The sequence below is a fragment of the Marinomonas sp. genome (assembly GCF_965225885.1).
In the GTDB taxonomy this organism is placed as follows: domain Bacteria; phylum Pseudomonadota; class Gammaproteobacteria; order Pseudomonadales; family Marinomonadaceae; genus Marinomonas.
On sequence record NZ_OZ245329.1, the window covers coordinates 2,947,556 to 2,968,839 of the forward strand.

At 40.6% G+C, this 21,284-nt stretch carries 23 protein-coding genes; 9 read left to right on the plus strand and 14 right to left on the minus strand.

Annotated features, from left to right (window positions below):
- Positions 1-4: 4 nt before the first annotated feature.
- Complete coding sequence (locus ACO05V_RS14085; protein ID WP_421852596.1) at positions 5-250, minus strand: sulfurtransferase TusA family protein; 246 nt, start codon at positions 248-250, stop codon at positions 5-7.
- A 35-nt stretch (positions 251-285) separates the two neighbouring features.
- Between ACO05V_RS14085 and ACO05V_RS14090 the strand changes: the two genes are divergently transcribed.
- Positions 286-1,707: a M48 family metallopeptidase gene (locus ACO05V_RS14090; protein ID WP_421852599.1), complete on the plus strand. Its 1,422-nt coding sequence runs from the start codon at positions 286-288 to the stop codon at positions 1,705-1,707.
- Positions 1,708-1,793: 86 nt separating this feature from the next.
- Here the strand turns inward: ACO05V_RS14090 and ACO05V_RS14095 are convergent, their stop codons facing one another.
- The gene (locus tag ACO05V_RS14095; RefSeq protein ID WP_421852602.1) at positions 1,794-2,066 is read right to left on the minus strand and encodes a hypothetical protein; all 273 of its coding nucleotides are present in this window, start codon (positions 2,064-2,066) and stop codon (positions 1,794-1,796) included.
- Between the two features lie 49 nt (positions 2,067-2,115).
- Positions 2,116-2,388, minus strand: coding sequence for a hypothetical protein (locus tag ACO05V_RS14100; protein WP_421852605.1), 273 nt, complete (start codon positions 2,386-2,388; stop codon positions 2,116-2,118).
- A 324-nt stretch (positions 2,389-2,712) separates the two neighbouring features.
- Between ACO05V_RS14100 and ACO05V_RS14105 the strand changes: the two genes are divergently transcribed.
- Complete coding sequence (locus tag ACO05V_RS14105) at positions 2,713-3,960, plus strand: tyrosine-type recombinase/integrase (protein WP_421852608.1); 1,248 nt, start codon at positions 2,713-2,715, stop codon at positions 3,958-3,960.
- Between the two features lie 51 nt (positions 3,961-4,011).
- On the opposite strand, the gene ACO05V_RS14110 is transcribed toward ACO05V_RS14105, so the two are convergent.
- The 3 genes from ACO05V_RS14110 to moaC are packed head-to-tail and all read right to left on the minus strand — an operon-like array spanning position 4,012 to position 5,191.
- Positions 4,012-4,461, minus strand: a complete 450-nt coding sequence (locus ACO05V_RS14110) for a molybdenum cofactor biosynthesis protein MoaE (RefSeq protein WP_421852611.1) — start codon at positions 4,459-4,461, stop codon at positions 4,012-4,014.
- Entirely contained in the window at positions 4,462-4,716 is a 255-nt protein-coding gene (locus ACO05V_RS14115; protein ID WP_421852614.1) for a MoaD/ThiS family protein, read from the minus strand.
- A complete protein-coding gene (gene moaC / locus ACO05V_RS14120; RefSeq protein ID WP_421852617.1) occupies positions 4,709-5,191 on the minus strand; it encodes a cyclic pyranopterin monophosphate synthase MoaC in 483 nt (160 codons plus the stop codon). Before moaC ends, ACO05V_RS14115 begins: the two co-directional genes overlap by 8 nt.
- Positions 5,192-5,353: 162 nt before the next feature.
- Here moaC and ACO05V_RS14125 point away from each other — a divergent pair, with 162 nt between their 5' ends.
- The 3 genes from ACO05V_RS14125 (at position 5,354) to trmJ (ending at position 10,055) form a co-directional block, all read left to right on the plus strand.
- Positions 5,354-7,864, plus strand: coding sequence for an EAL domain-containing protein (locus tag ACO05V_RS14125; protein ID WP_421852620.1), 2,511 nt, complete (start codon positions 5,354-5,356; stop codon positions 7,862-7,864).
- A gap of 63 nt (positions 7,865-7,927) precedes the next feature.
- Positions 7,928-9,232, plus strand: a complete 1,305-nt coding sequence (locus ACO05V_RS14130) for a DnaJ domain-containing protein (RefSeq protein WP_421852623.1) — start codon at positions 7,928-7,930, stop codon at positions 9,230-9,232.
- Between the two features lie 40 nt (positions 9,233-9,272).
- A complete protein-coding gene (trmJ, locus tag ACO05V_RS14135; protein WP_421852626.1) occupies positions 9,273-10,055 on the plus strand; it encodes a tRNA (cytosine(32)/uridine(32)-2'-O)-methyltransferase TrmJ in 783 nt (260 codons plus the stop codon).
- Positions 10,056-10,138: 83 nt separating this feature from the next.
- Here the strand turns inward: trmJ and ACO05V_RS14140 are convergent, their stop codons facing one another.
- The 4 genes from ACO05V_RS14140 to ACO05V_RS14155 form a co-directional block, all read right to left on the minus strand.
- Positions 10,139-11,941: a methyl-accepting chemotaxis protein gene (locus ACO05V_RS14140; RefSeq protein WP_421852629.1), complete on the minus strand. Its 1,803-nt coding sequence runs from the start codon at positions 11,939-11,941 to the stop codon at positions 10,139-10,141.
- Positions 11,942-12,328: 387 nt separating this feature from the next.
- Positions 12,329-12,901 carry an elongation factor P-like protein YeiP gene (yeiP, locus tag ACO05V_RS14145; RefSeq protein ID WP_421852632.1) on the minus strand — a complete coding sequence of 191 codons (573 nt, stop codon included), beginning with the start codon at positions 12,899-12,901 and terminating at the stop codon, positions 12,329-12,331.
- Between the two features lie 147 nt (positions 12,902-13,048).
- Positions 13,049-13,411, minus strand: a complete 363-nt coding sequence (locus ACO05V_RS14150; RefSeq protein ID WP_421852635.1) for a nucleotide pyrophosphohydrolase — start codon at positions 13,409-13,411, stop codon at positions 13,049-13,051.
- 3 nt (positions 13,412-13,414) lie between these two features.
- Positions 13,415-14,569 carry a M14 family metallopeptidase gene (locus tag ACO05V_RS14155; protein ID WP_421852638.1) on the minus strand — a complete coding sequence of 385 codons (1,155 nt, stop codon included), beginning with the start codon at positions 14,567-14,569 and terminating at the stop codon, positions 13,415-13,417.
- Positions 14,570-14,606: 37 nt separating this feature from the next.
- Between ACO05V_RS14155 and ACO05V_RS14160 the strand changes: the two genes are divergently transcribed.
- Positions 14,607-15,122: a hypothetical protein gene (locus tag ACO05V_RS14160; protein ID WP_421852641.1), complete on the plus strand. Its 516-nt coding sequence runs from the start codon at positions 14,607-14,609 to the stop codon at positions 15,120-15,122.
- An 84-nt stretch (positions 15,123-15,206) separates the two neighbouring features.
- On the opposite strand, the gene ACO05V_RS14165 is transcribed toward ACO05V_RS14160, so the two are convergent.
- The 3 genes from ACO05V_RS14165 to ACO05V_RS14175 all read right to left on the minus strand — a co-directional run bounded on the left by ACO05V_RS14165 (position 15,207) and on the right by ACO05V_RS14175 (position 16,865).
- Positions 15,207-15,818, minus strand: a complete 612-nt coding sequence (locus ACO05V_RS14165) for a MarC family protein (RefSeq protein ID WP_421852644.1) — start codon at positions 15,816-15,818, stop codon at positions 15,207-15,209.
- 97 nt (positions 15,819-15,915) lie between these two features.
- Positions 15,916-16,380, minus strand: a complete 465-nt coding sequence (locus ACO05V_RS14170; protein WP_421852647.1) for a GNAT family N-acetyltransferase — start codon at positions 16,378-16,380, stop codon at positions 15,916-15,918.
- Positions 16,381-16,412: 32 nt separating this feature from the next.
- Positions 16,413-16,865, minus strand: coding sequence for a GNAT family N-acetyltransferase (locus tag ACO05V_RS14175; RefSeq protein WP_421852650.1), 453 nt, complete (start codon positions 16,863-16,865; stop codon positions 16,413-16,415).
- Positions 16,866-17,087: 222 nt separating this feature from the next.
- Between ACO05V_RS14175 and ACO05V_RS14180 the strand changes: the two genes are divergently transcribed.
- Positions 17,088-18,683, plus strand: a complete 1,596-nt coding sequence (locus ACO05V_RS14180) for a hypothetical protein (RefSeq protein WP_421852653.1) — start codon at positions 17,088-17,090, stop codon at positions 18,681-18,683.
- Between the two features lie 60 nt (positions 18,684-18,743).
- Here ACO05V_RS14180 and yiaY read toward each other — a convergent pair whose 3' ends face one another.
- Positions 18,744-19,892: an L-threonine dehydrogenase gene (yiaY, locus tag ACO05V_RS14185; RefSeq protein WP_421852656.1), complete on the minus strand. Its 1,149-nt coding sequence runs from the start codon at positions 19,890-19,892 to the stop codon at positions 18,744-18,746.
- A gap of 415 nt (positions 19,893-20,307) precedes the next feature.
- Here yiaY and ACO05V_RS14190 point away from each other — a divergent pair, with 415 nt between their 5' ends.
- Both ACO05V_RS14190 and ACO05V_RS14195 read left to right on the plus strand, forming a co-directional pair.
- The gene (locus ACO05V_RS14190) at positions 20,308-20,466 is read left to right on the plus strand and encodes a hypothetical protein (protein WP_421852659.1); all 159 of its coding nucleotides are present in this window, start codon (positions 20,308-20,310) and stop codon (positions 20,464-20,466) included.
- A gap of 158 nt (positions 20,467-20,624) precedes the next feature.
- Positions 20,625-20,957, plus strand: coding sequence for an integrase core domain-containing protein (locus ACO05V_RS14195; RefSeq protein WP_421852662.1), 333 nt, complete (start codon positions 20,625-20,627; stop codon positions 20,955-20,957).
- The last annotated feature ends 327 nt before the right edge of the window (positions 20,958-21,284 follow it).

Sequence of the window (21,284 nt, forward strand, 5' to 3'; positions counted from 1 at the left end):
CGTTTCAGCTTTTTTGAATCACAAAGGTATACACATCATTGTCTTCACATGTTGACAATAAAGAGAACCCGACGAGTGCAACATATTGAGGAATATCTTTTAACGAACCTGCATCACATGTCGTCACACATAAGCACTCTCCAACCGCCATCTTACTTAACGCCATTTTTGCCTTTAACAATGGCATTGGGCAACGATCTTCTCTTGCATCCAAGATTACGTCATACTGATTATCTAGATTGATCGTCATTTCACAATTTACTCAATGAATACATTAGCCATATTATGAGACTATTTTCAAACGTTACAACAGGCTTAACCATCTTAGCTATTGTTTTTACAAGTACTTTATCCAGTACTAGTTTTGCCGCCATTCCTGATTTGGAAGCGAACAAAGACGAAAGGGCCTTGTCAAATCCATCCTACATACTAGGACAATATTGGTTTCGCAAACTTAATGGTAGCCGAGCATTAATCGATTTTCCTCCGGCCTACGATTACTTAAAAGATGCTCTATCGCAAATTCTTCCACAAACAAATCTTTACAACACCACCGTCGAAATGACGCTGTTGAACAGCTCCCAGAGCAATGCGTTTGTCATTCCGGGTAATCACCTTTTCATTTATTCAGACATTATGGAAATGATTACCAGCGAAGACATGCTATTTGGCTTATTGGCGCACGAAGTCGCTCACTTAGACCTTCGTCATTACGAACGCCAAAACAAGCATTCTGGTGAAGAGTTACAAAAAACATTAGTGATGCTAGGAGCCGGTATTGCTGCGGCCTTAGCTGGCGCGGGTTCTGATGCAACCACCGCCCTTTGGTTGGGCGGCATAGCGAATCAAGCCGAAAACACCCTAACCTACAGCCGTAACCAAGAACAAGAAGCCGATAGACGCGGTCGCGAATATCTTTTAAACGCGGGGTTAGCGCCAGATGGTATGACAAAACTGTTTCAAGCTTTCTTTAAGCAGGCATTAGGAAGACCAAAGCTGGAGTTTTTATCAACTCACCCTTCGCCTAATTCTAGATTATCAGACTCTTTTAGCACCGATACCAAAGAAACGATATTAAGCAACAAGGCAGCAACTGACTTTGAATTCTTTAGAGCAAGCCTATTGGCTTATAGGGCGGGAATAGAAGACAAACCACTCTCTTATTTGGATCAGAAAATTCAAAACAATGACGCGAAGAATTTTGCCAAAGGCCTTTTTTCCTACCTTATTCAGTCGCCTGATCGAGCCCTCAACTTTTTAAGTAAATTAGAGAAGCACAATCAATTTACTGATTATCTGCAAGCGCTAAGCTATGCGGCATCAGATCAAGCAGATAAAGGCTTAAATATAATCGATATGCGATTAGAACTTGAACCGAAAAACATTCTCTTTTCAATGTTGCATGCGCAGCTAACTCAATCAAAACCCATTACTACAACGTCAAAGTATCTTTATGAAAAACGTTTAATATGGCGAGCCAACATTCAATACTATCAATCTAAAAACAACATACCAATGGCGTTAAATTATCGAGCTCAACTTGATTTCAGCCAAGGAAAAGATAAAACAGCACGATATCTGATTAAACGTGCGGAAAACGATGCTCAAAATAGTGATAGAAATACCATTAAAAATACAGCGGAAAAATTTGAAATAATAAATGAAGCAGAAAAACAGGAAGATCTAGAAGAAGATAAATTAAAATAGAATAAACCATATTTTAAAGAAATAAAAAAACCAAACTGAAAGTTTGGTTTTTTTATCATCAAAGTCTTTTATTATAAAAGAGAAATTTATTCTGCAGATTGAACGTGCAAAGCATTAAATTGCGCTTGTAGTTCAGCATGTTTCTCATTGTAAAGCGCTACTTTTTGATCAAAGGTATAAGCACCGTTTAAATTTACGCTTGTATCAACATCTGCACCCATATTTTCTAGGGTAACACCAAGTGCTTCAACACTGCCTCTAGCACTTTGTAAACGCTCGGTACCAGTTTCAGCAAAAGCAGAAGTTGTCATCACAGCTGCAGCCAATAGTGCTAAAGAAGTTTTAGTAAAAGTGTTCATAATTCTAGCCTCACATGTAAAATATTGTCATTCTGATTTTTAAAAAATATTATTCAGCCGTTTGTGCACGTAGCTCATTAAACTGTTTCTGTAGTTCATCATGTTTTGCAGAATAAACCGCTGCTTTTTGTTCAAAAGTATAAGCACCATTTAAATTAACACTGGTATCTACGTTAGCACCCATATTTTCTAGGGTAACACCAAGCGCTTCAACACTGCCTCGTGCACTTTGAACTTTTTCAGAGCCAGTTTCAGCAAAAGCAGAAGTTGTCATTACTGCAGCGGTTAATAAAGCCAAAGTTGTTTTAGTAAAAGCTTTCATATTTATCTCCTCGAGAGAGTTGCTGTTAATATTTAAATCGTTTCGTGTTTCGATGTATTTATAATAGTCCTTTAATAAAAATTAAAAAGCCCAGAACATCACCTTCCATCGTTGTTCCAAATACGAACCAATAAACGTCACATTGCATAAAGATCACAAAAACAGGCAGAAATCAAAATGAATAAGGCAGAAAATTCATTAAATAAGGAACAACAAGACAAAAAATGGCAATCAACTAAGAGCCATGTACTGCATGAACACAATTCGATAGGGATAGATCGAAAAATTTGTTAATATGGATCATCTGTTTGGATATAAAAGATTATGACGCCGCTTGCTTTAATAGATAATTTAGAACATTTACCGAATCCGTTTACTCAATTTGAGAGCATTGCCTCTCACTTAGAGCACACGACACCTCATATCAATGACCCTGAGTACCGTCGAGATCTGCAACTCGCTTTATGCTTCATTTATAGCTACAACGGCTCTCAGGCAACATTTAACTCTTATCGTCGAGAAGTTGAGCGGTTACTGCTTTGGTCATGGCACATCGCCTTGTGCCCTACGACACAATTGCGACGTGACCAGATAGAAGAATTTATACATTTTTGTATAACGCCTCCAGAAAGTTGGATCGGTATTAAAAATGTCGCTCGCTTTAAACTACACATGGGACAAAGAACGGCGAACAAAGATTGGCGACCATTTGTCGCGCATGTTAGTAAACTGGAATTTAAAAATGGCGACATTCCAAAAACAAAACTGCATTCATTATCTCAATCAGCCATTAGGGCAACATTTTCAATCCTATCGTCTTATTATGGTTTTCTCATGCAAGAGGACGCTACACAACAAAACCCTGTGGCATTGATTAGACAAAAAAGTAAATTTGTAAAAAAAGAAGTCACTCGCAAACAAGTTAGACGTATTTCTAATTTGCAATGGGATTATGTAATCGAAACCGCCGAGATGTTGGCTGAAGAAGATCCAGCACATCACGAACGCACCCTCTTTATTATGAATGCCCTACTCGGCATGTATTTACGAATTTCTGAATTAGTTGCCGATGAGCGCTCCGCACCGGTTATGGGAGACTTCATAAAAGACGCCGACGGGCATTGGTGGTTTAAAGTGCTTTCGAAGGGTAACAAGGAACGACTTGTTGCGGTATCTGATGACATGTTAAATGCTCTTAAACGCTATCGACAATTTAGAGATTTACCATTACTACCAACCATTGCTGAAAACACTCCTCTCGTTCCTAAGAATCGCGGGCAAGGTGCGATGACTAGCTCAAGACAAGTCCGTAACATTGTGCAACTCTGTTTTGATAAAGCTTATGAGCGCATGTGTGAAGACGGTATGAGGGCAGATGCTGAAGACCTACGCGTCGCAACCGTCCACTGGTTAAGACACACGGGTATATCTGAAGACGTAAAAACAAGACCTAAAGAACACGTTAGAGAAGATGCAGGTCATGCCAGCATGGCGACAACAGATAAATACATTGATACCGAATATCGAGAACGTCATGCGAGTGGTCGAAAGAAAACTCTCCGCCCCCACTAATTACAAGTTTTAATAACAATCTGCGCAACTAACTCTTTATTGAGAGTTGCGCTATTTTGACCAACGTTCTAGGCTTTTTTCGTCATTAGTATTCGCTTCTACCCAATGACTTTCTGTCCCTTGAGATTCTTTCTTCCAAAACGCTGCTCGGCTTTTCAAATAATCCATAATAAAATCACACGCTTGAAAAGCTTCAGATCGATGAGAGGCACTGACACCAACAAATACAATTTGATCGTCTACCGATAAACGACCCACACGATGCACAACACACACATCCAACAAAGACCAACGAGCATTGGCTTCATCAACAATGACTTGTAAGTTCCGCTCCGTCATACCAGGATAATGCTCAAGCTCAAAGCTGCAGGTTTCTTTGGGTAAGTCTGAAAACTGACGCACTAAACCAACAAACATGGCAACAGCACCCGTTTGATTGGCTTTCAATAAGCTTTTATATAAAGCATCAACGTGAAAGTCTTCTTCTTGTACAAGAATCATTTAGCCTCCGGTGACTGGTGGGAAAAAAGCCACCTCATTTACTGATTCAGGCACAATATCTGTATCTCTAGCAAATTCAAAGTCGATGGAGGATTGAATACCTTTTTCAAGCAGCCACTGTCCGTTGTCTAATTCATTCGCCAATTGATGTTTTAATTCACTAATACTAATGGGCAATACTAATTCTGCGTCATATTCACTCTGACCAATACTTTCTTTAAGTGATGCAAAAAAAACCACTTTCACCTTAGCCATTCCCTTTACTCCAATCGCCACTTTTACCGCCCTTTTTCTCCAACAAAGACACATGTTGAATCACTATGCCCTTATCAACCGCTTTGCACATATCGTAAAGCGTCAATGCAGCAATACTAGCCCCCGTTAGCGCTTCCATTTCCACGCCTGTTTTCCCGGATAAAGAGCAGGTACATAACACTTCCAGCTCACAATTACTGATGACGTTAATGTCTACCGTAACCTTAGTTAACATCAAAGGATGACACAAAGGAATCAAATCAGACGTTTTCTTAGCCGCCTGAATTCCTGCAATGCGAGCGGTTGCCAAAACATCACCTTTTGGCAAGCCACCTTCGATGACTTTCGTTAACGTAGATGCTTGCATTGTGATAATTGCCTGAGCGGTCGCCGTGCGCTTAGTGATGTCCTTCTCTGAAACATCAACCATATGTGCATGGCCTTGATTATCCAGATGAGTAAGTTTATTGCCCATAAAAATCCTAAACAGTGTACATAGATTAAAAATGTCGCCTATATTTTAAGAAAGCCAATAGAAATGCAAGTAAAGTCTTAGAGAAGCTGCAGTTACATACTTATAATACCGTTCATCGACGGATCGTATTAATCATCATATTTTCAGTTAGGAACAGCAGGAATGGTAGTAAAGTGTTTAATTCTTTTTCTTCTTATCGCGACGCCGCTATGGGCTGAAAATACAATCATTCCAGATGAAAGTGATTCTAGGATCAACGCGCCACTTCCAACTTTCAAAGAAACACAGCCTATCTCAGCCGAAGATGTGCTATCAACAGGCCAATTTCAACAAGGTCTTTATGAAGAGTCGCAAGGCTTCTCTCAAAGCGCTTACTGGCACAAATTAAGTTTTCCTAAAATAGCGACACCCAACACAGAAAAAACAATTTACCTTGGCTTAAACTACTACGTCATCGAGCATCTTGATTTCTATTTATTTCATGGAAATCAACTTCAAGCACAATGGAAAAGAGGCGCATTAGAAAACTGGCAAGGTGATACGAAACACTACGACGGCATTTGGATGCCAATATCGCTCTCAGATCAGCAAGATACGACACTACTCATCCGTAAGCAGGGAGACAGCCCTCTATTAACACCCTTTATGCTATTTGATGATGCAACGGCTGAGGCAAAAAAAGAGGAAAAACTGATTTTCTGGACCTTTATCATCAGCAGCTTATCAATCCTGTTTGCCCATAACATTTTTGTTTTTATCTTACTCAGACAGCTGGGCTTCATTTACTACCTTGGCTTAAACATTGTTATATTTATTGCTCTATCTGTTGTCACCGGATTTGATCGGTGGATTTTTTCAGAAGAGATTTGCCAGTGGATTATTAGAAACCTATTTACCATATTCGGCATAGGCGCTTGGATACTATTCCGCTTTAGCCTGCACTTTTTAAAAGAAGTTCAAATCCCCTCACCCCAATCATTGATTAGAAAATACGGCGACCTCATTTTTATCGCTTTCTTACTATCAACCCAATTGTTTTCAGTGAAAACTGGCGCGATCCTTTTTGCTTTGGTTGAAGTATTCATGTTCGTGGCCTGTACATATTGGGGAATCAAAGCTTACCAAAAAGGCTTTCTTGCCGTTCGTTTCTATTTATTTTCTTGGCTGTTTTTAATCGCTGGCAGCATTCTAAATACATTAATTTTTTGGAAAGTATTACCAATCAACCTGATAACAGAGTCAATTCTACCTGTCTCAAGCCTTTTGCAACTATTAGGATTCTCTTTTGCGCTAGCAGATAAAGCAAAACAGATTGAAAGAACTCGCAAACAACATGCTCTAACAGATTTACCAACTGGCCTACCAAATAGGACATACTATTTTGATAAATTACCAAAACTGCTATCCAAGATGGAACAACATCCATCTCAATTTGCCCTTATTCTAGTGGACATTAGTAACTACCAAACATTAAGTGAAGCATTTGGCCCTGCCAAAGTGGATTCAGCCATGTCGGAAGCCATTCGAAACATTCATAAAAAAGTCATAAACATGAAGGGAGTTTTATCTTTTCCTTGGTTTGCCAACGACACTCAAAAGCTCGTGAGAGTAACGGCCAAAAATTTAGTCATGATTAGCACAATACCAGATCAACTTCATGAGCAAATTAAAGAAATTCAAGAAATTTTAGACGATCCTACCCTAGTCGATACAGTGAACTTTAGGCACCAATATAAAATAGGTAGCGCACTTTACCCATCTCAAGGTACTGATCTAGATAAGCTTTATCAAAACGCGCTTATCGCCAATAACTCTGTCACCTATTCATCTGGAAATTGGGCTCCATTTACCGAAAATTTAAACAGCAATCATGCACATCAACTTGGCTTAATCACACGTTTAGCAGACGATATTCAACATGAAAAACTCTACTTTCACATTCAACCGCAAATCAATTTAGTCGATCACAGCATTATAGGAGGTGAAATCCTTGTTCGTTGGCACAATGAACATTTAGGGCAAGTTTCACCCGCTGAATTTATCCCACTTGCAGAGCAAACAGGGCTTATCTACAAACTTACAGATATGCTGCTTGAAAAAGTATTTCATTGGGCTTCTGAACACCCTAAAGCCTTGATGACACAACGTCTTTCAGTCAACATATCCGCACTTGATTTGCTTCAAGAAGATTTTGCCAAACAAATAATGGAGAAGCTTCACACTCACCAGTTAACCGCACATAAGTTCACCATAGAAATCACAGAAACCAGTATTTTTCAAAACAACGACATAGTTCACAACAACGTCAAACAGCTGCATCATGCCGGATTTAAGCTTGCTCTAGACGATTTTGGCGTCGGTTATAGTTCTATGCAAAACCTCGTCGCATTAGAAACTGATGAATTAAAAATCGATCAATTCTTTGTAATGAACTTACTAAATGATCCGCAAAGCCAGACCTTATGTCACAACATGATAAACCTCTGCAAAGCACTGAATATCATAAGTGTTGCAGAAGGAATTGAATCCGAAGAAATATTACAACTGTTACAACAATGGCGTTGCCAAGTTGGGCAGGGTTACCACCTATACAGACCGATGTCACCGACTGACTACCTAGAACTTTTAGATAGAAAGGTTCCGCCTTTGTCAGCGCCAATAAATCGTGCATAATGCGTTAGGTATTAATTCACTAACTCCATTCACTATAAAAACACGGTTAATAGCTAACATCGCATGAGCCTAATAGACGATTATCAACTGCTGGAAATTCCAACTACCGCCAGCGAGCAGGAAGCAAAAACCGCGTTTAGGCGATTGGCAAGGCGCTATCATCCTGACAAAAACCCAGACAAAGATACAACGGAACTGTTTCAACGCCTTCAAGCCGCTTACGAAAATGTCACCAATGCCATTCGCCAAGGTGCACAAGTCAACGATTGGAAACCATTTACCTTTACCAAAGAAAACACACAAAGTTCCGGCGCCAAAAACCGCTATACTAATTTCTCGACTGCCACTGACAAAGAGCAAGAAGCCTTTGTCAAAGAAAGACAACGCGCCTACGAAGAGATGAAGCGCAACAACGCACACCATGAAAAAACCCGCAATGATGCCATCAAAGCTGCTCGAAATACTCTCAATGAAAAGCGCGTTAAAGCGCTCTACGAAGAAGCCTTTAAAGCATCAAAAAACTTCACTTCACAAGGCTACAGTTACACCGAGAACCAAAGCAACGAAGCTCCAGACATACCGCCTTATCAATCCTTTGTGGACGATGATGAAGAATACACACATTCCACGCAGTCGTTCTACAACGAGCCAGTTAGCCAACCGATTAGATTAGATGCCGCAAAAGCCGCTTTTCGCGCTGCAACCTACATCGCTTGCTTTGCCGCTGGTATTTACAGCACACTGTATTGGCAATCTTCCAAACAAGAAGCCACCTCCGAACAAAAAGCAGCCACTTATATCAGTGGCTTATATCCGCAGTTTCGTGTCGGGACAAGCTACACTTTAGCCGATACAACGCTGTATGCAGAGCCAGATGTCTCCAGTGCAATCTTGCAAACCATCCCGACACAATCGGACCTGCAAAGCATTAAATCACAAGGCAACTGGCTGACTGTCCGCTATAACGGTGTGAACGGGTGGGTACAGGCAAAAAACATTGGCTTTGGTAGCGTTCAGCATGCTATTCAGACTGGCTGCTTTGGACAACCCGGCGCAGCACCTCAGCATGGCGAGTTAATTGGTGTGGCGGACGGAAGCAGCCGCTTACGAATTCTCAATCAATTACCTGAGCACAGCATGCTCACCTTTGAGTCATATGACGGACTAGCCCCCTTTTCCATCTATTTGTATGGAAAACAAGCTTACGCGGCCAATTTCATCCCGAGGGGCAACTACCGGTTGGTGTTAGAGACAGGTTCCCTGTATCATCATGCCTGCAATCAATTCCTCTTTAATGACACAACCAAAGTCATCTTAGACAATGTCGATTTTGCCAGCACCGAGCAATCGCTCACGCTAAAGCCATAATCACTCTTACTGACAAACAACCCTGAGTACCTCAAGACCCATGCTAAGTAACATCCGAATCGTACTGATCAACACTTTTCATCCTGGTAACGTCGGTGCCATTGCCCGAGCCATGAAGAATATGGGACTAACCAACCTTTATCTGGTTGATCCAAATGACTACCCATCAGAAGAAGCCACCAGCCGCGCAGCAGGTGCTGTTGATCTACTTGAAAATGCCACTATCGTTCCTACCTTGGAAGAAGCCATCGCAGACTGCAGTCTTGTCATTGGCACAAGCGCGCGTCATCGCACTTTTCAACTCCCTATTATGAATGCCCGTGAATGCGCCGAAAGTGTTATTCCAGAAGCGGTTGATCATAATGTTGCCATCGTTTTTGGCCGTGAAACAACAGGCTTATTAAACGATGAGATCGCTCAATGCCATCGCCAAGTCTATATCGACGCCAACGATGAATATCCAGTATTGAATATTTCACAAGCGGTACAAATCGTCGCTTACGAAATTTGGATGGCAAACCAGAATAAAGAAAAATACAAAAAAGAAACGCCAGAATACCCACACAAGAAAGACATGGATCTTTTCTATGAACATTTAGAAGAGACGCTTTATGGTATCAACTTCATCATCCGTAGCCATCCAGGTAAGGTTTTAGACAAGCTGCATAGATTCTTCAATCGCTCTCGTCCTGAGAAGCAAGAATTAGGGATTTTACGTGGTGTTTTAGCCGCAGTTCAACGCGAAGCTGGACTGACAGAAGCAAACAATCATCCCGAGAAAAAAGCCAAAGAAGCCTTGAAAGAATCAGCTAAAAAAGATTAAACAGAAATCTTTAATTCTTGGTAACGTCCTAAAACAAAAAATGCAGCCATCGGCTGCATTTTTTGATTACTAAAAATAACTCATTACAATTTAAATTTTTGTACCTGCTCACGCAAAGACTCAGCCAACACTTTAAGGTTATGCGCTTGCTCCAAACCTTGATCCATTTCTTCTTGTAGTTCAGAAGACACATCACGTATCGCTTGAGTATTACGACCTATCTCACCAATCACGCTAGTTTGTTCTTCAGCGGCCGTCGCAATTTGCGCGGTCATATTATTGATGTGATCAATAGCCTCAGCAATTTCAACAAAACTACCGCCAGATTTTTTCGTATCATCAACACTTGTGCTGGCCAAACTATGACAGAGCTCCATCACTTTCACCGCTTTCGATGTGGTGGTTTGCAGCATGGTAATCATGCCTGTGATTTCTTCTGTCGATGAATGAGTACGCTGAGATAACACGCGAACCTCATCAGCAACCACAGCAAAACCTCGTCCTTGCTCACCCGCACGAGCGGCTTCAATCGCAGCATTCAACGCCAATAAGTTGGTTTGCTCGGCAATACCACTGATCGTCGACACAATCGTATTAATCTTATCACCTTGCTCACTCAACTCTGCAATAACTTGGCTTGCCAAAGTCACTTCTTTCGCTAGCTGATTAATAGAAGACAAACTGGTGTTTGCTAAACTTTGACCTGAGCTACTGATTTTTACTGTCTCGTTAGCTCGGTGTGCCGTTTGCTCTGCATTTGTTGCTATCTCTTGTGTCGCTGTTGTCATTTCTTCGACCGAGGCCGCAACGGACACCATTTCATTTTGTTGTACATTCAGGCGCTTTGTACTTTGCTCAACCGAGGAAGCACTTGCTTTAGATTGATCAGAAAGTACATTACTCAGTTCATCAATTCTTTTAATAATGTCTCTCAGCTTAAAGACGAAGTTATTAAAATTAGACGCTAGTTTACCAACCTCATCACGACTTCTGGTTTCAATTTTTACCGTCAAATCACCATGTCCCTGAGCAATATCCTCAAGCGCATTTGATACTCTTAATAAATCTGCTAATAAGAAGCGAATTAAAATACTTAGAACGATAATGGATAAAATAATCAAAACAACCACGGTAACAAGCTGATAAATAACTAAGCTCTGAATAGGTGCCATTAACACTTGTTTATTTCCAAGAGATACCAAAGACCAATCTGTACCAATTATTTTTACTGACGACATTAAATAATCGACATTTTTGACCTTTACGTCAGCTAAATTACCTAGAGCAATATTTGATTTAATTTGTTCTAAATTAATATTCGATTCTAATTCAGACAACGGCGTATTATTGAAACTATCATCGGGGTAAGAAATAATATTGCCAGAGTCGGAGACAATAAAAGCAAAACCATTACCTTGTACTTTTAGCGTGGCGACAACATCATTTACACCATCTAAGGATAGGTTTGCAGAAGCAACCCCAGCAAACTTACCATCCACTGTTACTTGATTGATTAGTGATACCGCTAATTTCTTAGAACTGGATGTTAGGTAAGGTTCACTAATCGCAGGACCTGAGGATTCAAGCGCTGTTTTGTACCAATCCCTTACTCTTGGGTCGTAACCTTCTTTTGTATTCTTACCATTTGTACGATAAGTATCACCCTCTTTAGTCGCATAAAGAACACTCAAGAAGTCACCAGCGGTTTGCGACTGAACCAAAGACTGTACAATCACTTCATCATTATTTGGATAAGTTTCAACAGCCTCCTTCAAGGAAAGGACAATCTGGTGTTTGCCTTCTAACCAACGAGTAATTCGACCTGCGCTGCTTTCTCCGTAACGATTCATCGCGCTTTCTAAATCGTTCAATACCTGGGATTTCATAGAAATCGTTGAAATAGCCGCTAATATACAGGCGGCAAAAACCAAAGTTGCGCAACTTGCTAATATAAGCTTCCGGTGTAATGACATTTGCAGCCTCTGTTATTTTTAAATGTGAGTACCTTGGAAACAAGCTAACTGATAATTAGCCTATTTAATTTCAGTATATCCAAAATCTTTTAAATGACATCAAAAATGCAAAATAAAAGCAAATGCTTAACACAACTTAACACAACTTAACATAATTAAATTTTAAGAAAATAAAAGTAACAATCAGATTTAAATAAATTAAAAAAACGGATATTTATTAAGTTTACAAAGACAATATAACCCATAAAAAAACGCAGCTCATGGCTGCGTTTTTTATGGAACTAAATCAACTAGAAATAATTACTTTTCTGCACGACCTGCAAACTTACGCTCTTCTACGTTAACCTTGATTCGGTCACCAGTAGAAATGTGTTCAGGTACTTGAATAATCGCACCAGTAGACAATTTAGCTGGTTTGTTACGAGAGGTAGCAGAAGCGCCCTTAATAGAAGGATCGGTTTCGACAACTTCTAACTCAACGTTAGTAGGCAATTCGATAACAACAGGCACGTCGTTAACCAAAACAACCTGAATACCCACAGTCTCTTCGTTAACAAAAAGAATCTCTTCTTCAACAGCACTCTTGTTCAAGCTGTAAGGCGTGTAGTCTTCGTTATCCATGAAAACATACTCATCGCCATCGGAATAAGAAAACATCGCTTGACGACGAACAAGATCAGCAAGGTCGATCATATCGGAATCTTTGAATGTCTCATCCAATTTACGGCCAGTTACCACGTCATACATACGCATACGATAAAGACTACCGCCAGCACGGCCCTGTGGTACAGAACGCTCAATGTCTTTTACTATGTAGGTTTTATTGTCATAGCTGATAGCAATATTCTTTTTGATCTCACTAGCCTTAGGCATTTTCTCTCATCCTAAAATAACATGTTATAAAATCGATAATGGGACTTTTATTCGTGCGTGATGCTAATCGACTTCTTGCTAGACTGCCATAGCCAAACAACAGATTTTCACCATAAAACTGCACTATTTAGATTTTCTCAGATGACTTTAATACTGATCGTATTTCTTCGCACTGCCTTTCACTTTTTCAGCAGGATAACGCTCTGTATTTTTCGCAATTTTGTCTTTTGCTGCTGTAAACAAATCGACGTTCAGTTTATCGGCCAGACGAACCGTAAAAAGCAACACATCCGCTAGCTCATCTTGCACCGCCGACATCTGCTCACTATCCAAATCATAAGATTGCTCTTCTGTCAGCCAGCGAAAGCAATCCAACAGTTCAGCCATCTCGCCCGCCAAGGCCATCGACAAGTTTTTAGGAGAATGGAATTGCTCCCATTCTCTGTCTTGGGCAAATTGACGCATGGCGAGTTTTAATAGCTCTAACGAGTCGTTATTGACAGCCGACATAAATCAATCATTTGCCTTCATATGAGCACTCATGATCACTTGATGAATTGGATACAAAACATCCGCACCCAGAATTTTGGCACGCTCTGGAGACCAACCAACCACATCATCTGGCAAGTTGTTATTATCTTTAAAGGGCATTTCTAGGGTAAAAGACAAACACTTATAGGTTTCTCCTACCCATTTGGTTGCTACTGTTAGATTCGCTTCGCCAAATTGATCTGGGGTATAGCCGATCTCAGTCTGAAAATCTGGGCTGACCGCGGTAAAAACATCTTTAAACAAGGTCTCCATCGCTTCCATACGAGCATCAAACGACGGCACGCCTTGGCAACCATCCACAAAGTTAACTGGCAAGGCTTCGTCACCATGAATGTCTAAGAATAGATCCACGCCTGTTTCAGCCATTTTCTTTTGTACTGCCAACACTTCTGGACTGAATTCTGCGGTTGGATTTTTCCATTCGCGGTTCAGGTTGACGCCTTTGGAATTCACCCGCAAATTACCGTGCACTGCGCCATCTGGATTCATATTCGGCACAATATAAAAACGACATTGCTTTAAAAGCGAGCGAGCAATCGGGTGAGATTCATCAAACAAACGTTCAAGCAAGCCTTCGATAAACCATTCCGCCATGGTTTCACCGGGATGCTGGCGAGCAATGATCCAAATATTTTTCGCAAGGCCTTGGGTTTTGCTAATCTCCAACAACGTAATATCACGACCTTCGGCTGTTTCACCCAAATGATCGGTAATACAATCTTCATTGCTGGCTGCCCAAGCAATCATATCTAAATGACGCTCGTAGCTGTAAGGTGCAAAGTACGCGTAATAGACGCTGTCTTGCTCTGGCTGATGCGTAATCACCAATTTGCCGTCTACGTATTCCGTTGGGACGCGGAACCAATACTCGCGGTCGTAAGAAGCAACGGCTTGGTAATCGACCCAACCATCTGGGTAAGCGGCATCGCTGGCGTTCTCAAAATGGATGACACATTGTTCGCCCATTCCGCCTTGTAAACGAAAATAAAACCACTGCAAAAATTTAGAGTTTGTATCATTAGGGATCTTTACTCTAATATTGTCCGGCTCCGAAGCATTAATAACGGAGATGTTACCGCCATCAAACGCACTACTGATCTTGATTCGGCTGGTCATTTATTCTTCCTTAACAATCAAACATTGGTTCTAAATTATGGCAAGTTTACCTATATTCATGACGGCTGTCGCCAATTCTTCCGACGAGCCAGCCTTTCCATTACTTTTCACCTGGTCTACTCACGAAGCGCAAGTCAAAGAAGTGCTGGTGATTCCCGACGACGAATGGTTAGAAAACCATCGTATCGAGCCTAACGCACACGACCTTGATGAACAACAGTTGTACGAATTTGGCTTTGAAGCCAGTGATATTTTAGCGGAATGGATCAATGAATTTGATACTGACGTGATTTACGCGCTTGAGCCAGAATCCCTTAGTCTTTTAGTTGAAGCCACTTACGAGATAAAAGGATTAGAGCCAAGTTTTGAAGTACAAAGTATTCACTCATGGTTTCAAGAACGTGACGTTGACCTAGACGACGCCGTAGCAGAACAAGGCCAAACAACGCCATTGCACCTATTACCACCAGATGAACTAGTCATTCTGCTTCTACAAATCGCCGTAGAACATGGACTAATCGACCCAAACGACATTCCGGCTATAGAAGATTAGACTTACTAGATTAGAAATGAAGCAAATATGTGATCAAGGTCGGCGAATAACCCACCTTGATCGCAACGCTTAAAGTACTGTCTTTTAAAGTGCTGCCAATGTATGAGTAAACAAACTACGCACACCGTTCACGAGCATCTGCACCGACATCATCAATAGCAACATGCCCATCAAACGCTCTAGCGCTGCCAAGCCTTTCTCTCTCAATATTCGATTCAACAAAGGCGCCATCGCCAGAATAATCACAGAAATTGCCCATGCCGCACCAACAGAGATCAGCAAGTCTTGCTGATCATTTGGGTAACTCTTAACCATCACTAATAATGTCGCCAGAGTGGATGGCCCAGCCAACATGGGAATAGAAATTGGCACGATAAAAGGCTCCATCACGGGACCAGCTTCTTTCGTATAAGGCGAAGGAAAAATCATCTTCAACGCAATCACGAACAACACCACGCCACCAGCAATCGAAATGGATTCCGTTTCTAAATGCAACAATGCCAAAAACTCCGCACCGAAGAACAAGAAACACACCAGAATAACCAGACCGATCAAACCATCGCGCACCACGATTTGATATTGACGCTTCTGCGGCACCCCCTTCATCACCGACAACAAAATAGGAATATTGCCGAACGGATCGATAACGAACAAAAATAATAAGGTGGCAGATAAAATAGAAAACTCAGCGTTCATTAGATACTCGCGTCAGTATATTACGGGAAAATTCGGGCGCGTAGTTTAACGTATTACAACTGATGGTGATAGCTGAAGGCACCTGTTTTACCAGTCACTAAAACCGTCTTTCCATCACGAAATTAGTCAACTCTTGACCACGCACTAATATCCTCTGCTCATTCACAACCGAAAACCCAAAATACTCAAAGAAAGGTCTAGCAGTAATACTCACATGAGAATAAAGACGAGCAACACCTCGTTCATCTGCTAAGGATAATACATGATTCATCAACGCCCTTCCCACGCCCTGTCCCTGATATTCGTGATGGCAAAAGAAATGATCAATCAAACCATCTGGCTGTAAATCACAATAACCAACAACCACACCATCCAACTCAGCAACAAAAGGTTGTAGATCCATCATTTTCTTTTGCCAAACAGTCATATCAAAAGACCCTGGTGCCCAGGCTTCGACCTGAACTTGAGAGTAATCCCGAGCATTAACAATGCGAATCGTATTGAAAAATAAATGCCAAAGAAGATCTGCATCGTTTGCTTGGTATGGACGGATTTTGATCATGACATTTTCCTATTCATTTTCCATATACTTATCTAGAGCGGCTTATGAAAGAACACACGGTTAAAGCCATCTTCTTGCTTACGAGCAATCTCGACGTACCCCAGTTTCGGATACATGGCTAAATTCTCTGTCATCGCTTCATTCGTATAGAGTTGAACCGACTGGTAACCATCGCTTATGGCAATATTCTCAACATACTTAATTAACGCCTTACCAATGCCTCGGCCACTTAACTCTGGCAACACAGCAATATTTTCCAAATGAACATGCGTATCGCCTGAGTAAAATACAACATAACCTGCAAATTGCGAGTCAAACATAGATATGCATACATGACCATCATTGATCAATTTTGCAAAGTCCGCATGCATCGGCGCAGGCTCCCGCCCTATTCGCACAACGTACTTTTCATAAGCCAGTTTGGCACAAAATTGAATGTCTGCTAAATCAGCTTGCGAAGCTAATCGAATGTCGATTGGAAGCATGTAGATTCTACCTCACTCTTTATGTTTGGTATGGGTGCTGGAATGTAGGACCAGAACAAGATATTTAGCAACCAATTATACTGGCAATAGGATTCATAAAAAAGAGTACTTTATAAATAACCCCTCTTCGGCACTACCAAGGGCATTCAATTGGCTTACTATTATTAGAAGAGTCAAGCAGGCATAATGCTGTTTTTCTATAGTTCAAAGATAAGGAACATCATGAAACATATCGTAGCTTCTCTAGCAAGTTTCGTTCTAATCGCCTGCTCACCCACAAATTCAGACGTAAAATTCACGCCCGACAAAGGTGACGAACGTCAATACCAGATTTTAAACAGAACCAAAATAACTGTAGATTCAGGTAACTCGAATCAAACCAATACGATCACAGTCCATCAATTGCAAACCTATAAAGTAACCCAAGTAACGCCAGAAAATCATTTTATAGTTGATGTTGATTACATGCGGCTTGATAACGATAAAAGCCAGGGATTCAGCAGCACTCAATCTGCAGATAAAAATCCCAGAATGCATGCCATCTTTTCAAAAGGGTTTGAATTCACAGCTGACTTAACCAAAGGAACAGTATCGAATTTTACAGCGATCAACAAAGAAGCCTGGCAAGATATCCTTAAGGATCGCGGACCAGAAGTTGAGCAAGAAATGAAGAAAATGTTTAACTCGTCAGTATTTCTAACCGCCATTCCGGCCAAAGTTGGCGCCAAAATATCCTTACCATCCTATCAAGGCAAAACCGATGCATCACTTACGGTACTTAATGTATCCGAGAAATACTTACTTGCAGAAATAGTAAGCCAACAACCAGAAACAAAAAATAGCGAACAAGCACCTGTAAAATTTTATGGTCGAATTTTAATAGAGAGAGAACATGGCTGGTTATCACAGCTCGCCTTAGTTATTAATGCCCCATTTGAACGTTACGGTTATCAAGGCATAGCTAGAAGCAGCATCATTATGTTGCCTAAAAATCGGCAATTAGGCGATATAACCAAACAGTTTGACTATGACAGAGAGTCTCCTGCTTTCGAATACACCAAACAAGATGGCCCTTCAATTGAGGAGATCAACAAACCATTAACGCAGGAACAAATATTCAAATCTGACACAGGCTACTTTAGAAGAAAAGATGATATTTTAGATATGGTTTATCAACACAACTTTCCCTACGCTCCTGAAGGTAAGTTCTCATTAACCAACATTGTTGCTAAAAATAAAGCGGGTCAAACCATTCCCATTAGTCTTAACCCTTTAGGGGGGGTCAGTTACAGTGGTGATGGCGTTACTTTTCAATCTTTACAACAATACTTGTTGACGGGTTGGGACTTCCCCGCCGAAAGACTAAAAAACGTCACTGAATTTAACGCTAAAGCACATTATAAATCCGGACAAATAGTTCCCTTTACCTTGCAGCTAAATCCAACCAAAGCAGTCAACTTTGAATATAAAGACTTAAAAGTAGAACTGTCACCAGTGCCTAATCAGCCATTGACTTACTTAGTCAGATCAATGGGTGAAACTAACTGGCTAACGTTTCGTATTGATGGTGCCGAAGGGGCCATGATGAAATTTAGCTTAACCGATATAAACGTGCCAAAATGGATAGCGCTTGGTGAAAAAGATATGTTATCTCGCGCCTCTTCCATGCAGTACAAAACCATCATGCAACTGACCTTTAAAAAACGCCCACCAAGCCTAACCTTCTATATAAACGCGATTTCTGACAAAAATGACTTTAGTAAAAACGTTCGTTTTATACCTTTAGAGCAGTATGAAAAAATAAAAAACGCCAACTAACCAATAAAAAGGCCTTGTAATTACATTACAAGGCCTTTTTATTTTCAAACTATTTCAAAACTAAAAAGCAGCTTTAAAAATAGCGACGACATCGTCATGAGTTGGCTGAATCGGATTCGTAAAACCACAAGCATCTTTCATTGCATTACTTGCCAATACAGCAAAGTCTTCTTCTTTCGCTCCCAGCTCTTTTAAACCAGCAGGAATATTCACACTTTGGGATAATGTTACGATCGCTTGGATAGCGGCATCCGCACCTTCTTTATCACTCAAAGCTTGCACTTCTACACCCAATGCTTTAGCAACATCTTTTAAGCGTGGCGCAGCAACTTGGCTGTTATAACGCTCAACATGCGGTAATAAAACGGCGTTACAAACACCGTGTGGCAAGTCATAAAAACCACCTAATTGGTGAGCCATAGCGTGAACATAACCTAAAGAAGCGTTATTAAATGCCATACCAGCTAAAAATTGTGCATAAGCCATTTGCTCGCGAGCCTTCATATCTGTGCCGTTATGAACCGCTTGGTGCAAATTATCGCGAATAATTTCAATTGCTTTAATAGCGCATGCATCAGTAATCGGATCAGCTGCGGTAGAAACGTATGCTTCAATAGCGTGGGTCAAAGCGTCCATTCCCGTTGCTGCAGTCAAACCTGCTGGCATGCCAGCCATTAACCTTGGATCATTAACAGAAAGTATCGGCGTAACATTTTGATCGACAATGGCCATTTTGATATGACGCTCTTGATCAGTGATAATACAAAAACGCGTCATCTCAGAAGCCGTACCGGCAGTGGTGTTGATGCCAATCAAAGGTAATTGTGGCTTTTTAGAAACATCCACACCCTCATAATCGCTAATATGACCACCATTTGTTGCCACTAACGCAATCCCTTTTGCGCAATCATGGGCAGAACCGCCACCTAGGGAAATAACACAATCACACTGATGAGTATGCAAAACCTCTAATCCAGCATTAACGTTTGCCACTGTTGGATTAGGTTGTACACCATCATAAACCAAACTCTGTATGCCCTGATCTTGCAACAAAGCTTTCACCTCAGCGGTGACACCCAATTTGGTCATACCAGGATCAGTCACAATCAAAGCCTGCTTAAAGCCCAAGGTTTCAATTTGTTTAATAGCATCATCAAGGGCATGTTCGCCCATAATATTTACGGCTGAAATATAAAATGTACTACTCATGACTTTCACCTCTATCCGTGCACTTAACACATAATTAATCGATGAATTCATTGTGAGCTCACTCGCCAAAAATTGATTTGATCTGTGACAAGAACAGAAGAAAAAATAACCAAAGTAAAAAATCCTCCAAAGCTCCTACGAGTCAGTCTAATGTTTGATACGTTTCAACCTATATATCCATATAATTAGAACTAGCATTACAAGTCGAATTATCCACAATATGAAACATCATATTTTGTATTAGAAAATTGCAAAAAACTCCTATTAAAACACTGTTCACGTCTGATCTTACGTCTTATTCTCACACTTTAATTTTGATGAATTTATCTAATCAAAAGAGTGAAAATACGTCGTTTGTTGGCGAGATAACCAACTTCTATGATCTGCCCATCAACAACCTAGAAGAGGATAAACCATGAAAAAATCCACCAAAATAATCATCATAAAACAAGCGATGATCAGAAAATTTAAAACAGCATTTTCTGCCTTCATGATGAAAGAAACCTTACAAGACTTGCCAACGTTAACAGTCAACGGCGTTAAAAGAATTAACTGGAGTGGCTGCGATTTATAAAACATCACCTCTTTTATTGATTGATGGAAAATTGGCCTAATGCCACTCACACTGTTTGACCGTCAAGTCATGGACTTTTTCTGACAACATTCTTTTGAATGAGGCTTGTGCTGACTATCAGTATTTGAAAGTTTGATCACCACCCCAAACCGAGGTTCTTGAAAACCGATAACGAAGCCTGTTTCAATTCAAAATTAATCCGCTTTGGGTTGTGGTTTTTGGGCATCAAAAAACAAACCACAGAGAAGCATTGCCCTTGGCAAAACGGAAGAATCGAGCGATTCTTTGGCACATTGAAACACCACCTACGACAATTACCCAGTTCATTTAAAAGCGAGGAAAAACTGCCTTATCTGCTACAAAATTTCCAGTGGTGGTATAACAATGTTCGACTGCATCAGAACCTAGATTATCAAACACCAGAATCGGCTTATCAGAATGCCTTGTTATCCATCAACCTGAAACCGGACAAGGCAAAAAAGAAAAAATAGCGAATGACTAAAAACCTAACTATCCCTTAAAAATAGGTGTCCACACGTTTGGAGAAGCAGCCACTTAATTTGAGCGGAAAACAGATTAATTATTAACCAATAATTATTTTCGATCTGATTTTTTTTGAAAATAATCGAAGGAAATGAATAAAAAAACAGACGTTTTCAGGAGAGTTTTTCTGAAAACGGCTGATTTTTAAACAATAAATGTCTATGGACAGTGTGGACAGGACAACAGTGTGGACAGGACAACAGTGTGGACAGGACAACAGTGTGGACAGGACAACAGTGTGGACAGGACAACAGTGTGGACAGGACAGTAGTGTG